Annotated in this window: 15 protein-coding genes; 12 read left to right on the plus strand and 3 right to left on the minus strand. The window is 69.7% G+C overall.

All coding sequences use genetic code 11. The annotated features are described in order from the left end of the window. Nucleotides 1-155 precede the first annotated feature (155 nt). The 3 genes from PMI02_RS14425 to egtD all read left to right on the plus strand — a co-directional run bounded on the left by PMI02_RS14425 (nucleotide 156) and on the right by egtD (nucleotide 3,288). Nucleotides 156-848: a YoaK family protein gene (locus PMI02_RS14425; protein ID WP_007683990.1), complete on the plus strand. Its 693-nt coding sequence runs from the start codon at nucleotides 156-158 to the stop codon at nucleotides 846-848. 171 nt (nucleotides 849-1,019) lie between these two features. After that, nucleotides 1,020-2,294, plus strand: a complete 1,275-nt coding sequence (egtB, locus tag PMI02_RS14430) for an ergothioneine biosynthesis protein EgtB (protein ID WP_007683991.1) — start codon at nucleotides 1,020-1,022, stop codon at nucleotides 2,292-2,294. Nucleotide 2,295: 1 nt separating this feature from the next. Next, nucleotides 2,296-3,288, plus strand: coding sequence for an L-histidine N(alpha)-methyltransferase (gene egtD / locus PMI02_RS14435; protein ID WP_007683992.1), 993 nt, complete (start codon nucleotides 2,296-2,298; stop codon nucleotides 3,286-3,288). 29 nt (nucleotides 3,289-3,317) lie between these two features. Here the strand turns inward: egtD and PMI02_RS14440 are convergent, their stop codons facing one another. Together PMI02_RS14440 and PMI02_RS14445 are read right to left on the minus strand one after the other, a co-directional pair. Next, nucleotides 3,318-3,620: a UBP-type zinc finger domain-containing protein gene (locus PMI02_RS14440; protein WP_007683993.1), complete on the minus strand. Its 303-nt coding sequence runs from the start codon at nucleotides 3,618-3,620 to the stop codon at nucleotides 3,318-3,320. After that, on the minus strand, nucleotides 3,620-5,269 hold the full coding sequence (locus tag PMI02_RS14445; protein WP_007683994.1) for an FAD-dependent oxidoreductase: 1,650 nt from the start codon (nucleotides 5,267-5,269) through the stop codon (nucleotides 3,620-3,622). The genes PMI02_RS14440 and PMI02_RS14445 overlap by 1 nt, the downstream gene beginning before the upstream one ends. Nucleotides 5,270-5,464: 195 nt before the next feature. On the opposite strand from PMI02_RS14445, the gene PMI02_RS14450 reads away from it, so the two are divergent. The 9 genes from PMI02_RS14450 to PMI02_RS14490 all read left to right on the plus strand — a co-directional run bounded on the left by PMI02_RS14450 (nucleotide 5,465) and on the right by PMI02_RS14490 (nucleotide 12,476). Further along, on the plus strand, nucleotides 5,465-6,091 hold the full coding sequence (locus PMI02_RS14450; protein WP_157222527.1) for a sensor histidine kinase: 627 nt from the start codon (nucleotides 5,465-5,467) through the stop codon (nucleotides 6,089-6,091). 107 nt (nucleotides 6,092-6,198) lie between these two features. After that, a complete protein-coding gene (locus tag PMI02_RS14455) occupies nucleotides 6,199-7,719 on the plus strand; it encodes a sensor histidine kinase (protein WP_007683996.1) in 1,521 nt (506 codons plus the stop codon). Beyond that, nucleotides 7,716-8,363, plus strand: a complete 648-nt coding sequence (locus PMI02_RS14460; protein ID WP_007683997.1) for a response regulator transcription factor — start codon at nucleotides 7,716-7,718, stop codon at nucleotides 8,361-8,363. The genes PMI02_RS14455 and PMI02_RS14460 overlap by 4 nt, the downstream gene beginning before the upstream one ends. Nucleotides 8,364-8,447: 84 nt before the next feature. Further along, nucleotides 8,448-8,822, plus strand: coding sequence for a response regulator transcription factor (locus PMI02_RS14465; RefSeq protein ID WP_007683998.1), 375 nt, complete (start codon nucleotides 8,448-8,450; stop codon nucleotides 8,820-8,822). A 98-nt stretch (nucleotides 8,823-8,920) separates the two neighbouring features. After that, on the plus strand, nucleotides 8,921-9,442 hold the full coding sequence (locus PMI02_RS14470; RefSeq protein ID WP_007683999.1) for a Dps family protein: 522 nt from the start codon (nucleotides 8,921-8,923) through the stop codon (nucleotides 9,440-9,442). A gap of 232 nt (nucleotides 9,443-9,674) precedes the next feature. Next, a complete protein-coding gene (locus tag PMI02_RS14475; protein WP_007684000.1) occupies nucleotides 9,675-9,881 on the plus strand; it encodes a cold-shock protein in 207 nt (68 codons plus the stop codon). Nucleotides 9,882-9,962: 81 nt separating this feature from the next. Beyond that, on the plus strand, nucleotides 9,963-10,298 hold the full coding sequence (locus PMI02_RS14480; RefSeq protein ID WP_007684001.1) for a DUF6481 family protein: 336 nt from the start codon (nucleotides 9,963-9,965) through the stop codon (nucleotides 10,296-10,298). A 51-nt stretch (nucleotides 10,299-10,349) separates the two neighbouring features. Further along, nucleotides 10,350-11,033 carry a spermidine synthase gene (locus tag PMI02_RS14485; RefSeq protein WP_007684002.1) on the plus strand — a complete coding sequence of 228 codons (684 nt, stop codon included), beginning with the start codon at nucleotides 10,350-10,352 and terminating at the stop codon, nucleotides 11,031-11,033. A gap of 129 nt (nucleotides 11,034-11,162) precedes the next feature. Further along, nucleotides 11,163-12,476: an Hsp70 family protein gene (locus tag PMI02_RS14490; RefSeq protein WP_007684003.1), complete on the plus strand. Its 1,314-nt coding sequence runs from the start codon at nucleotides 11,163-11,165 to the stop codon at nucleotides 12,474-12,476. Between the two features lie 6 nt (nucleotides 12,477-12,482). Here the strand turns inward: PMI02_RS14490 and PMI02_RS14495 are convergent. After that, nucleotides 12,483-12,714, minus strand: a 232-nt coding sequence (locus PMI02_RS14495) for a YbdD/YjiX family protein (protein ID WP_007684005.1), incomplete at its 5' end; no start/stop codon positions are given.

Raw genomic sequence — 12,714 nt, forward strand, 5'->3', positions numbered from 1 at the left:
CTCGGCCTGCGGCTGCGCCAGCTCCTGCGGCGTCCACGGCCACGACCACGCCGCCGCGCTGGGGGCCAACGTCCCCGCCGCAGACGTCCAGACCTTCTGGGGCGCGCTCGGCTGCGGCTGCTGGGCCGTCTGAGCGAAGACCGAGGAAACAACCGATGACTGCCCCGACCCCCGCTTCCCCCGCGACCTCGCTCCCCCGGCTGCTGCTGCTGCTCTCCGCAACCACCGGCCTCGTCGACGCCGCGTCGGTGCTGGGTCTGGGCAAGGTGTTCACCGCCAACATGACCGGCAACGTCGTGTTCCTCGGCTTCGCGGCTGCGGGGACGCCGGGCTTCAAGGTCGGCCCCTCGCTGCTGGCGCTGGCGACCTTCATGCTCGGCGCCTGGGGGGCAGGCTATCTGGCCCGCGCCCACACGGAGCGGCCGCTGCGCCGCTGGCTGATGTGGGCGGCGATGGTCGAGACCGGCCTGCTGTGGATCGCGGCGCTGATCGCGCTGGGCATCGACGTCACCGCGCAGGCGCCGCAGCTCGGTGTCCTCTCGGTGATCGCGCTGACCGGCTTCGCGATGGGCCTGCGCAATGCCACGGTCCGCTCGCTCAAGGTGCCCGACCTGACGACCACGGTGCTCACGCTGACCATCACCGGCATCGCCGCCGACCGCTCCGGCACCAACCTCGTCCGCCGCTTCGCCGCGGTGCTCTCGATCTTCGCGGGCGCGGCGGTCGGCGCGCTGCTGCTGTTCCACGGCGGCCTCGCCCTGCCCCTCGCACTGGCCGGAGCGATCGTCGTCGGCGCGACGCTGTTGTTCGCCCGCGATCCCGGCTCGGCACTCCCGCACAGGCCCTGAGGGCGAAACAACTCGTCCCGCCGCACTTTTAGGAGGATGCCGGAACCACAAGGCGTTCTGCGCACTAAGCACATTCATACATTCGTATCCTTCAGCCGCCCGCCGATGCAGACTAGCATCCGCGGGCGGCCGAAGTCGGGCGTGCCTACGCGGGCAGCGGGAGGAGTGAGCATGAGGAACCAGCCGGACCCTGCAGCCGCGCCGTGGGTGCAAGACGCCATCCTCGAGCGGTTCCGCTGGACCCGGAACCTCAGCCGCGACCTTGCCCAAGGGCTCAACGAGGCGGACATGACCGTCCAGTCGATGCCCGACGCCTCCCCGGTGAAGTGGCACCTCGCGCACACCACCTGGTTCTTCGAGACCTTCCTGCTGCGCGACCAGGTGCCCGGCTACCGCCTGTTCGACGAGCGCTGGCCCTTCCTGTTCAACAGCTACTACGAGGCCGAGGGCGCGCGCATGGCCCGCCCCGAGCGCGGTCTGCTGACCCGGCCCACCGTCGCCGAAATGCTCGCCTACCGCGACCATGTCGACGAGGCGATGGTCGCGGCGCTGCCCCGGCTGATGGAGCGCCACGGCGAGCTCGTCGAACTGGGCATCCAGCACGAGCAGCAGCACCAGGAACTGCTGCTGACCGACCTCAAGCACCTGTTCTCGCGCAATCCCCTCGGCCCGGCCTATGCCGCCGCCAATCCAGCACCCAAGCTCGAGAGCGTCCCCCTGCGCTGGATCGCAGGACCCGAAGGCCTCGCCGAGATGGGCAGTGACGGCAGGGGGTTCGCCTTCGACAACGAACTGCCGCGCCACCCCTCGTGGCTGGCACCTCATGCGCTGGCGAACCGTCCGGTGACGAATGGCGAGTGGATCGAGTTCGTCGCCGACCGGGGCTATGCCAGCGCTGCCTTATGGCTGTCGGACGGGTGGGATTGGGTGCGGCAGGAAGCCGTTTCCACCCCGCTCTACTGGCGCGGCCACGGCAACGACTGGGAGCATTTCACCCTCGCCGGCTGGCAACCGGTCGACCCGGCCGCCCCCGTCACCCACGTCTCGTTCTACGAGGCCGATGCCTTCGCCAGCTGGGCCGGTGCCCGCCTGCCGACCGAGCACGAATGGGAAGCCGTTGCGCAGGGGCGCGATACGCTGGGCGGTGTCCAACTCGACCATGCGGGCGCCGTCGCCCCCCGGCCCGAGGGCGAGGTGGACGGTTTCGCCTCGCTGTTCGGCAACGTCTGGGAATGGACCGGCTCGGCCTACCGCCCCTGGCCCGGCTACCGCACGGCGGCAGGCGCGGTGGGCGAATACAACGGCAAGTTCATGTCCGGCCAGTTCGTGCTCAAGGGCGGCTCCTGCGCCACCCCGCGCGGCCACGTTCGGGGCTCCTATCGCAACTTCTTCCATCCTCATCAGCGCTGGCAGTTCACCGGCGTGCGCCTTGCAAGGAGCCTCTGACATGCTCTTCACGCCGACCCGCGACGACACCATCGACCGCGCCGCGCCCGCCCCGGTCGATCCCGCCTTCCGCGCCGACGTGCTGCGCGGCCTCGGCCAGCCGCACAAGGCCATCCCCGCCCGCTGGTTCTACGACATGCGCGGCTCGCAGCTGTTCGAGGCGATCACGCAGGTCCCCGAATACTACCCCACCCGCACCGAGACCGCGCTCCTTCACGCCCATGCCAGCGAAGTGGCCAAGCGGATCGGCACCGACGCGACGGTGGTGGAGTTCGGATCGGGCAGCTCGATCAAGACGCGTATCCTGCTCAAAGCCATGCCGCGCGCCACCTACGTGCCGATCGACATCTGCGGAGAGTTCCTCGACGAGGCCTGCGAGGGGCTGGCGGCGCTGTTCCCTCAGCTGAAGATCGTCCCGGTGGAAGCGAACTTCATGAACCCGGTGAACCTGCCGGTGAAGCGCGACGAACAGGCGATGCTGGGCTTCTTCCCCGGCTCCACCATAGGCAACATGACCGCCGCCGCCGCCGTCGACCTGCTGCGCTCGATGCGCGGTACGCTGGGGGCGGGCTCGCACCTGTTGATCGGCATCGACCGGGTGAAGGACCCGGCCCGCCTCGTTGCCGCCTACGACGATGCGCAAGGGGTGACCGCGCTGTTCAACCTCAACCTGCTCCAGCGCATCAACCGCGAACTTGGCGGCACCATCCCGGTGAGCGAGTTCCGCCACGTCGCGCGCTGGAACGAGAGCGCCAGTCGCATCGAGATGCACCTCGAAGCCCGCCGCGCCATCCGTTTCGAGGTCGCGGGCGAGGCGTTCCACATGGAGGGCGGCGAGACCATCCACACGGAGAATTGCCACAAGTACCGCCCCGGCGAGATGCGCCTCCTCCTCGCCGCCGCCGGCTGGAGCGAACTGGAGCACTGGACCGACCCGCAGGGCGACTTCTCGCTGGTCCTGGCCAAGGCCGAGGACGACCGCCAGACGCCTTGATCGGGCGCGCGGCTCGACCTGGCCGGTTCTCAGAAGAACCTTGGGATCGGCCCGAGCTGCGGCGTCTGGTCGGGCAGGTCGACCTGCACGTCGTCGACGTAGCACCAACCCCAGCCCTCCGGCGGATCGTAGCCCTCGATGATCGGGTGATGCGTTTCCCGGAAGTGCGCGCGGGCATGGCGGTTCGGGGAGTCGTCGCAGCAGCCGACGTGGCCGCAGCTGCGGCAGAGGCGCAGGTGGACCCAGTAACTCCCGGTCTTCAGGCACTCCCCGCAGCCCTTGGCGCTCGGGGTGACCTGGTTGATGGTCGAGGTGTGCGAACAGCCGGTCATCAGGCATCCTTCCGGTTGAGAGCGAACATCGCGTGGATCTGCGCGACCACCGCCGCACCTTCGCCCACGGCGGCGGCGACGCGCTTGGTCGAGCCCGCGCGCACGTCGCCGATGGCGAAGACGCCGGGCATCCCGGTTTCGAGCGGCTCGCAGCCGGTCCCCGCCGGTCCTCCGGTGACGACGAAGCCGCGGTTGTCGGTCTCGACGGCATCCGGCAGCCAGTCCGAATTGGGATCGGCGCCGATGAACAGGAACAGGTGCCGCAGATCCCGGCGGTGGAGCGAGCCGTCGGCATTGTGGCGGATCGTCGCGCCCGCGAGGCCGCCCAGCGCGTCACCCTCCAGTCCGACGACTTCTGCGCCCATGTGAACCTCGACGTTGGGTAGCGCGGCAATGCGGTCGATCAGGTAGCGCGACATCGTCTCGCCCAGGTCGCGCCGCACGATCATGTGCAGCCGCTTCACCTGCGGCGCCAGGTAGACCACCGCTTGCCCGGCAGAGTTGCCGCCGCCGACCAGCGCCACTTCCTCGCCCGCGCAGAGCCGCGCCTCGATCGGCGAGACCCAGTAGGAAACCCCCGCGCCCTCGAACCGCTCCAGCCCCTCGACCGCCGGGCGCCGGTAGCGCGCGCCAGAGGCCACCACCACCGCGCGCGCCTTCAGGCTGCGCTCGCCGGCGAGGGAGAGGTGGAGGTGGTCGTCCTGCCGCTCCATCCGCTCCACCTCTACCGGGATCGCCATCTGCGCCCCGAATTTGAGCGCCTGGTTGAAGGCGCGGCCCGCCAGCGCCTGCCCGGAGATGCCGGTGGGAAAGCCGAGATAGTTCTCGATCCGCGCCGAGGCTCCGGCCTGCCCGCCCATGCTGCGGCAGTCGAGCACCACCACCGACAGACCCTCGGACGCCGCATAGACCGCCGCAGCAAGGCCCGCGGGGCCGGCGCCGACGATGGCGACGTCCTGCACCGCGTCGGGGTCGATCTGGGCGGACATGCCGAGACACGCGGCGAGTTCGGTTTCCTGAGGGCGGCGCAGGATCGGGCCGGTGGGGCAGACGACGAGGGGGTATTCCTCGGGCGCGACGCCCAGCCGCTCGACCATCTCCTTGCCCTCGCCGTCCTCGCTGACGTCGAGCACGAGGTAGGGGTAGCCGCTGCGGCGCAGGAACTCGCCAAGGCGCAGGATGTCGGGGCTGCCGGGGACGCCGATCAGGACGGTGCCCGCGCCGCCCTGCTCGATCAGCCCGACGCGGCGCAGGATCAGGGCGCGCATGACGGTTTCGCCAAGGTCTGCCGAGCCGATCATCAGGGCGCGAAGATGCGCGGCGTCGATCGGCAGGGCGGTGCAGCCCTCGTCTCCGGCGCGCCCTCCCGCGATCGAGGGGCGTCCGGCGAGCTGGTTGATCTCGCCGGTGAACTGGCCGGGTCCGTGGGTGGTGATGCGCGCCTCGCGGCTGAGGCCGTCGCGGCGCAGGACGTCGATCCCGCCCTCTATCACGAGCCAGGTCGGCGAATCGCAGTCGCCGATGGCGTAGACCATCTCTCCGGCCTCGAAGCGGCGTTCCGGCCCGCTGGCGAAGCGCCGTGCTTCGGCGATCTCGGCGGCGCCGAGCACCGGGAACATCTGGTATTCGCGGCTCGCGATGTTGCTCAATGCCGGTCTCCCGTAGGTGAAGCGGATGGCCTGGGTATCGGGCGGCAGGCCCGCAGAAGCCACTATACGCAGGTTTTGGGTCGGTCTGTCGACACCGCGGTAGCCTAAATAAACCTGCGTATGATGGCGCGGGGACGAGGTGCGGGCGACAAGGGAGACATTGCCGAACCCGCCGCAAGGACGCTTCCGATGCCGATGGCCCAACGCTTCTCGAACCAGCACGCGGCGGAAATGGAGGTTTCCCGCGAGAGCGACCACCGGATCGCCAACAACCTCCAGCTGCTGATGGCGATGATCGCCGCCGAGCGCCGCGACGTCGCCGACCCGCAGGGCGCGCTGGCGCTCGACCGGATGATGGGGCGGATCGGCGCGATCGCCGGCGTCCACCGGCAGCTGACGCGGCTCGAAACGGGGGCGGACCCTGCGGTTGAGATCGGCGGCTACCTCCAGATGCTGGTCCACCAGATCGAGAGCGGGTGCTGCGACGTCGTGGGCGGGCGGCGCCTGAAGGTCGCCTCGGACTCGGCGCTGGTGCCAGCGCGCATGGCGGCGGCGATCGGGCTCATCGCGTCGGAATGCGTGCTCAACGCCTGCAAGTACGCCTACCCCGGGGGCGCGGCGGGCGAGGTGCGGATCGAGCTGCGGCTGGCGAGCGCCCGTGCGCTGCGTCTCACGGTGGAGGATGACGGAGTGGGCAAGACCGAAGGCGGCGCCGGCTTCGGCACGCGGCTCATCGACATGCTCGCGGCGCGCATCGGCGGCGCACTCCTGCGTGAGGCCACCCGGCCCGGAACCCGGATCGTGCTGGCCGTGCCGCTCTGATGGACATTGCCACAATGCTGCACGCGCGAAACCGGGGGTTGCGCGTAGCCGGTTCCCCCGGCATTTTCCCTGTCCGGAACCGCTATGGGTCCTGGCAGGAGGCAGCGATGCACGGCGATGCCGAGGCGCGGACGTTCGTGAGGAGGATCTACGCGGGCGCTGCCGTGGTCCTGGCGCTGGGCATCTTCGCGCTCGACGCACTGAGCCCGCTTCAGGGCGCGGTCGCAGTGCTCTACACCACCGTCGTCGTGCTGGTCGGGCGCACCCATTCGCGCCGCCTGATCCTGTGGGCCACCGGGCTCTGCGCGGTGCTGGCGGCCGTCGGCTACGGCGTCTCGCACTGGAGCGACCCGCTGGGCTCGCCCGCGATGCGCCTCGGTGTCAGCCTCGTCGCGCTGGGAGTGACGACCGCGCTGTTCCTGCGCCAGCTCGCCGAGAGCGCCGAGCGCGCCCGGTCCGACGCGCGCTACCGCACGATCTTCTCGGCCGCCGGCTTTCCGATCTGGGAGTCCGACTGGTCCGGCGCCTTCGCGCTGCTGCCCGGCGCGGTCGCGCTGGATGAGCCCACCATCCGCCGCGCCTTTCGCTCGGCTTGGGTGCGCAACGCCAACCATGCCGCCGCGCGCCTGTTCGGCCTGTCCGACCGCACTGCGCTGATCGGCGCGACCATCGACGACTACGCCACCCCCGCGGCCTTCGAAACGCTCGCCCGCATCTACGCGGCCCTGCTGCGCGGCGAGACGGCGGTGGAAGTGGAAACCACCTTCCAGGCCCGCGCCGGGGATGCGGTCGACGTGCTGCTGCAGATATCGCTGCCGCCCGACCACGACGGCTGGAAGCGCGTGCTCATCATGGCGGTCGACGTCACCGAGCGGAACCGCGCGCAGGCCCGGCTCGTGCAGTCGCAGGCGGCGCTCACGCACATGTCGCGGGTGACGACGCTGGGCCAGCTTGCCGCCTCGATCGCACACGAGGTCAACCAGCCGCTCTCGGCGATCATCACTTACGCGCGTTCGGGCCTGCGCTGGCTGGAGCGCGAGGGGCCGGGTGCCACCGAGACGGCCGACTGCCTCCAGCACATCGCCGGAAACGCAGGCCGCGCCGCCGACGTCATCGCCGGCATCCGGGAACTGGCGCGCAAGGCCGATCCCAGTCACGAGAGCGTCGTGCTCGAAACGCTCGTCGAGGATACCGAGGCGCTGCTCCGGCGCGACCTGCAGGCCCACGAGGTAGCCCTGCGCATCACCATGGAGCCCGGCCTCCCGCGCCTCGTCGGAGACCGGGTGCAGTTGCAGCAGGTGCTGATGAACCTCGTCCTCAACGCCCAGCAGGCGATGGCTGACCTCCCGCCCGATGCCCGCGAGATGTGCCTCGTCGCCGCGCGCGACGGGGATAGCGTAACCGTCGAGGTCAGCGACTGCGGCACAGGCATCGACGGTGATCCCGAGGCGCTGTTCCGGCCCTTCTTCACCACCAAGGCCGACGGCATGGGCATGGGCCTGTCGATCTGCCGCTCGATCCTCGAGGCGCACGGCGGGACGCTTTCGGCGCGTAACCAGCCCGGCGGCGGGGCGAGCTTCCTGCTGCGCCTGCCCGCCGCTGCGGACGCAGAAGCGATCGCGGCATGAGCGGCGGGGACCTGCAAGCGCGCGTCTGCGTGCTCGACGACGACGCGGAAGTGCGCGCCAGCATCGGCAGCCTGCTGCGCTCGGCCGGGCTCGACGTGGCGCTCTACGCCAGCACCGCCGAGTTCCTCGCCGCCGGCGTGCCCGAGGTCGCCGCCTGCCTCGTGCTCGACATCCGCCTGCCGGGCGAGAGCGGGCTCGATTTCCAGGAGCGCCTTGCGGCCGAGGGGCTGGCGATCCCGGTCATCCTCATCACCGGCCACGGCGATATCCCGATGACCGTGCGGGGCATGCGGGCGGGCGCGGTGGACTTCCTGCCCAAGCCCTTCGACGATGCGCAGCTGCTCGCCTCGGTCCGCGCGGCCCTTGCCGCCGACGCCGCGCGCCGAGTCGCGCAGGCGGGCACGTCCTCCCTGCGCGAGGCGCACGAGGCGCTCACCCCCCGCGAGCGGGAGGTCATGGCGCTGGTCGTCACCGGGCTGATGAACAAGCAGGTCGCCGCCCGGCTGGAGCTTTCGGAGATCACCGTGAAGATCCACCGCGGCAACGTCATGCGCAAGATGCAGGCCCAGTCGCTCGCCGATCTCGTCCGCATGGCCGAGCAGCTGGGCGTTCGCGACGCCTCGATCCACCGGTATAACACGTGAGTATGATGGCGCCGGACCGGGGCTGAGCCCAATTGGAACTGCGGGGGCAGTCCATGGGTTTCGCCCAGCATACCGGAGAACACGTTGGTCGCCCCGTCACCTGCCCCCCTCATAGCCATCGTCGACGATGATGCCGGCGTGCGCGGCAGCCTCGATAGCCTGCTCCGCTCGGCGGGCCTGCGCGGCCTCGGCTTCTCGCGGGCGGAGGACCTGCTCGGCGCCGCGATTCGCGAGCGGGTAGCCTGCATCGTCACCGACCTGCACATGCCGGGCATGACCGGCCTCCAGCTCCAGTCCGAACTCACGCGGCGCGGCTGCACCCAGCCGGTGATCGTGATGACCGCCTTTCCCACCGATGCCGCCCGCGACCAGGCGATGGCCGGCGGCGCGCGGGCCTTCCTCACCAAACCGGTCGATCCCGACATGCTGCTCGAGGCGATCGAGAGCGTGCTGGGTTAGAGTCCATACCTAGGTGTAGATGGGCGGGCCCATCTCCCGCGCCTACCTTCCGAGGCATCCGGCGACCTCATGCCGCCGCGCCCCGAAGGAGACCTCCCATGTCCGAACACATCGTCGTGACCCCCGCCCAGCGCCACCTCGGCACCCCCACCGACCTCGGCGAGGACGCCACGCGCGACATCTCCGGCGGGCTTAAAGCGCTGCTGGCGGACGTCTTCGCGCTCTATCTCAAGACGAAGAACTTCCACTGGCACATGAGCGGGCCGAACTTCCGCGACTATCACCTGATGCTCGACGAGCAGAGCGACCAGATCTTCGCGATGACGGACCCGATCGCCGAACGCGCCCGCAAGCTGGGCGGCACGACGATTCGCTCGATCTCGGACATCGCCGGCCACCAGCGCCTGCTCGACAACAACGCCGACTACGTCGATCCGCTCGACATGCTGGCCGAGCTGCACGGCGACAACAAGCAGCTCGTCGCCGAATTGCGCCGAGTCCACGAACTCTGCGACGAATATCGCGACATCGCGACCGCCAGCCTCATCGAAGTGTGGATCGACGAGACCGAGCGCCGCGCCTGGTTCCTCTACGAAAGTGGCCGCGGCGGCCGGGTCTGAGCCTCGAAACGGTCCGAAAACCCCCGCCGGCCCGGCTTTCTGCACGGGCCGGCGCGTGATGTCAGGCTTCGATAGCTATCTGCGGAATATGTGCTATAGGCCGCGATGCTGATGTCGCCATCGACGGATATCGGGCCGCTTCAGCTGCTCCCTTTGTCCCTTAGTTGCTTCGCGAAGCCGGGATGCCCCGCATTGGTGCATGCCCGTCAACCTCGGACAAGGAATGCGTCCCATGATCACCGGAAAAGTAAAGTTCTTCAACGCCGACAAGGGCTATGGTTTCATCGCGCCTGAAGGCGGCGGCGACGATGCCTTCGTGCACATCTCGGCCGTTGAGCGCGCAGGCATGCGCACCCTCGATAAGGAGCAGCGCGTCTCCTACGAGCTGGAAACCGATCGCCGTGGCAAGACCTCGGCCGTCAACCTCCAGCCTGCCTGAACAGGTTGAAGGGAGCGGTCCGCCGGTTTCGGCGGGCCGCTCCCTTTTCCTTTGATACTTGAGAGAACTAGGTAGCAGTTAATGGCAGGATACAAGGAACCCGGCATCCAGGACCGGGTCAACGCCGCCGCACAGGCGCGCGCCAAGGCCCTTGAGCTTCTGAAGTCGAAGCCCCCGATCGATCCGGACGTGCAGGCCGAGCGTATCGCCAAGGCAGCCGAGCGCGAAGCCGCGCAGGCAGCGAAGCGCGAGGCCGCGAAGGCCGCTCGCGAAGCCAAGATCGCCGAAAAGGCCGCCCAGGCCGAGAAGGCGCGTCAGGAAGCGGCAGCAGCCGCCCCGCCGCCGCCCCTCACCGAGGAAGAGAAGAAGGCTGCCCGCGACGCTCGTTACGCCGCGCGCAAGGCACGCAAGAAGTAAGACCCGCGCGCAAAGTCCGGACCATCAGGGTCCTCCCAGGAAGGTGCCCCGATGATCGCTCCCCAGCTCGAGGATGAACTCATCGGCACCGCCCGCGTGCCCGATGGCGTCGAACTCAAGCTCGTCCGCAACGGCGACGATTTCGCGATCCTGCTCGATCGCAACGAGCTGATGAGCACCGACATCTGCGCTTCGGAAGAAGAGCTGGCGACGATGACGCTGGACCGGCTGGCGGATCGCCCGGCGCCGCAGCTGCTGATCGGCGGCTACGGCATGGGCTTCACCCTGCGCGCCGCGCTGCGCGTCCTCGGTCCCGACGCCGAAGTGACCGTGGCCGAGATCGTTCCCGAGATCATCGAGTGGGCCCGCGGGCCCATGCGCGGCCATACCAACGGCTGCCTCGACGACCCGCGCGTGATCCTCGTCAACGACGACGTGGCGATGCTGATCGGCACCGCCCGCGAAGCCTACGACGCCATCCTCCTCGACGTCGACAACGGACCCGAGGGCCTGACTCGCCGGCTCAACGACGACCTCTACGGCGAAAACGGCCTCAAGGCCGCGATGGACGCGCTGACCCCGGGCGGCATCCTGGCCGTCTGGTCGGCCACCCCCGAACCTGCGTTCAACGTCCAGCTGGAAAAGGCGGGCTTCGAGGTGGAAGAGGTGAACGTGCGCGCGCAGATCGGCAACAAGATCGACCACCACCTCATCTGGTTCTGCCGCAAGCCCTGAGTTTCCCGTCGTCCCGGCGAAGACCGGGACCTCTGGGTACCAAGCATGACGGCGCGCCGCCGCCTTGCATGAACGCCGGCGCGCTGGCATAGGCGCGGCCGCTTTGCGGTCACAAGGAACAGCCACATCATGTCCGCCGTAACGCCCGCCAAGGCCCTCGGGATCGACTTCGGCACGACCAACTCGGTCGTCGCGCTGGCCACGGGCGAAGGCAACGCCGATCTCGTCGAGTTCCGCGCCCCTGGCGGCACCGCCTCGGTATTCCGCACCGCGCTGTGCTTCTGGCAGGACGGAGACCGGCCCGGCGGCGTGGCCCACGAGGCCGGGCCCTGGGCCATCGCCGAGTTTCTCGACTTTCCGCAGGGCAGCCGCTTCCTGCAGTCGTTCAAGTCGGTCGCCGCCAACCCGCTGTTCGACCAGGCCACCATCTTCGAGAAGCGCATGCGCTTCGAGGACTTGGGGCGCACCTTCCTCGAGCACCTCGTCGCCCACGGCGGCGCGGCGCTCAGGAACCTGCCCGAGCGCATCGTCGTCGGCCGCCCGGTCCGCTACGTCGGCTCGCGCCCGGACGAGGCGCTGGCGCGCACCCGCTACAACGCGATGTTTGCCACGCTCGGCCGCGAGGTCCACTACGTCTACGAGCCGCTCGGCGCCGCCTATGGCCATGCCTCGCGGCTGGACCGCCCGGCGACACTGCTGGTGGCGGACTTCGGCGGTGGCACCAGCGACTTCTCGATCGTGCGCGTCGATGCGCCCGGCGCCGCGCGGCGCTGCGTTCCGCTGGGGTCGGCGGGCATCGGCATCGCCGGCGACCGCTTCGACTTCCGCATCATGGACAAGCTGGTCCTGCCGATGCTGGGCAAGGGCGGCACCTACCGCTCGTTCGACAAGGTGCTGGAAATCCCCGACGGCCACTTCACCGACTTCGGCGACTGGTCGCGCCTCGCCCTGATGCGCAACCGCCGCACGCTGGCCGAACTCGCCAAGCTCCAGCGCAGCGCCACCAACACCGCCGCCATCGACCGCATGATCGCGGTGGTCGAGCACGAACTGGGCTACCCGCTTTATGAGGCCGTCGGCCGCCTCAAGCGCAGCCTGTCGAGCGACGCCCACGCCGGCTTCCGGTTCGACAGCCCCGAACTCGCGATCGAGGCCGAAGTCAGCCGGGCCGATTTCGAAAGCTGGATCGCCCCCGACCTCGAGCAGATCGCCCTGACCCTCGACACCGCGCTCGCCAACGCCGGCGTGACTGCCGAGGGCATCGACCGCGTGTTCCTGACCGGCGGCTCCTCGCTGATCCCCGCCGTCCGCCACATCTTCGAAGCCCGCTTCGGCGAGGACCGCATCGACAGCGGCGACGAACTCACCTCGATCGCCCACGGCCTCGCGCTGATCGGCGAATCCGCCGACCTCGCCGAATGGAGCGCCGCGCAGGAGGGGTAAGTCCCCTCAGCAGCACTTCCCCCCGCCCGCACCGCTGAAGCGCGCATTCTCCCGGTTGCGGAAGAACTCGACGCGGGTCATCGGCGCGGCCTCGGGATGGTGCTGGGCCATGTGCGCGAGGTAGACCTCGTAGGGCGGCTGGCCGACCATGAGCCGGGCCATCTCGCGCAGCCGGCGGACGAGCCCGCTCACGACGCCGCCACCATCTGCGCCGGGCTCTCGTTCACGCTCGGCCCGT

This window comes from Novosphingobium sp. AP12, from assembly GCF_000281975.1.
Lineage (GTDB): Bacteria > Pseudomonadota > Alphaproteobacteria > Sphingomonadales > Sphingomonadaceae > Novosphingobium.

Coding starts and splice junctions, on each gene's coding strand:
- PMI02_RS14425 (WP_007683990.1), top strand. CDS start 156: ATGACTGCCCCGACCCCCGCTTCCCCCGCGACCTCGCTCCCCCGGCTG.
- PMI02_RS14460 (WP_007683997.1), top strand. CDS start 7,716: ATGAGCGGCGGGGACCTGCAAGCGCGCGTCTGCGTGCTCGACGACGAC.
- PMI02_RS14475 (WP_007684000.1), top strand. CDS start 9,675: ATGATCACCGGAAAAGTAAAGTTCTTCAACGCCGACAAGGGCTATGGT.
- PMI02_RS14455 (WP_007683996.1), top strand. CDS start 6,199: ATGCACGGCGATGCCGAGGCGCGGACGTTCGTGAGGAGGATCTACGCG.
- PMI02_RS14470 (WP_007683999.1), top strand. CDS start 8,921: ATGTCCGAACACATCGTCGTGACCCCCGCCCAGCGCCACCTCGGCACC.
- PMI02_RS14440 (WP_007683993.1), bottom strand. CDS start 3,620: ATGACCGGCTGTTCGCACACCTCGACCATCAACCAGGTCACCCCGAGC.
- PMI02_RS14485 (WP_007684002.1), top strand. CDS start 10,350: ATGATCGCTCCCCAGCTCGAGGATGAACTCATCGGCACCGCCCGCGTG.
- PMI02_RS14490 (WP_007684003.1), top strand. CDS start 11,163: ATGTCCGCCGTAACGCCCGCCAAGGCCCTCGGGATCGACTTCGGCACG.
- egtD (WP_007683992.1), top strand. CDS start 2,296: ATGCTCTTCACGCCGACCCGCGACGACACCATCGACCGCGCCGCGCCC.
- egtB (WP_007683991.1), top strand. CDS start 1,020: ATGAGGAACCAGCCGGACCCTGCAGCCGCGCCGTGGGTGCAAGACGCC.
- PMI02_RS14450 (WP_157222527.1), top strand. CDS start 5,465: ATGGCCCAACGCTTCTCGAACCAGCACGCGGCGGAAATGGAGGTTTCC.
- PMI02_RS14480 (WP_007684001.1), top strand. CDS start 9,963: ATGGCAGGATACAAGGAACCCGGCATCCAGGACCGGGTCAACGCCGCC.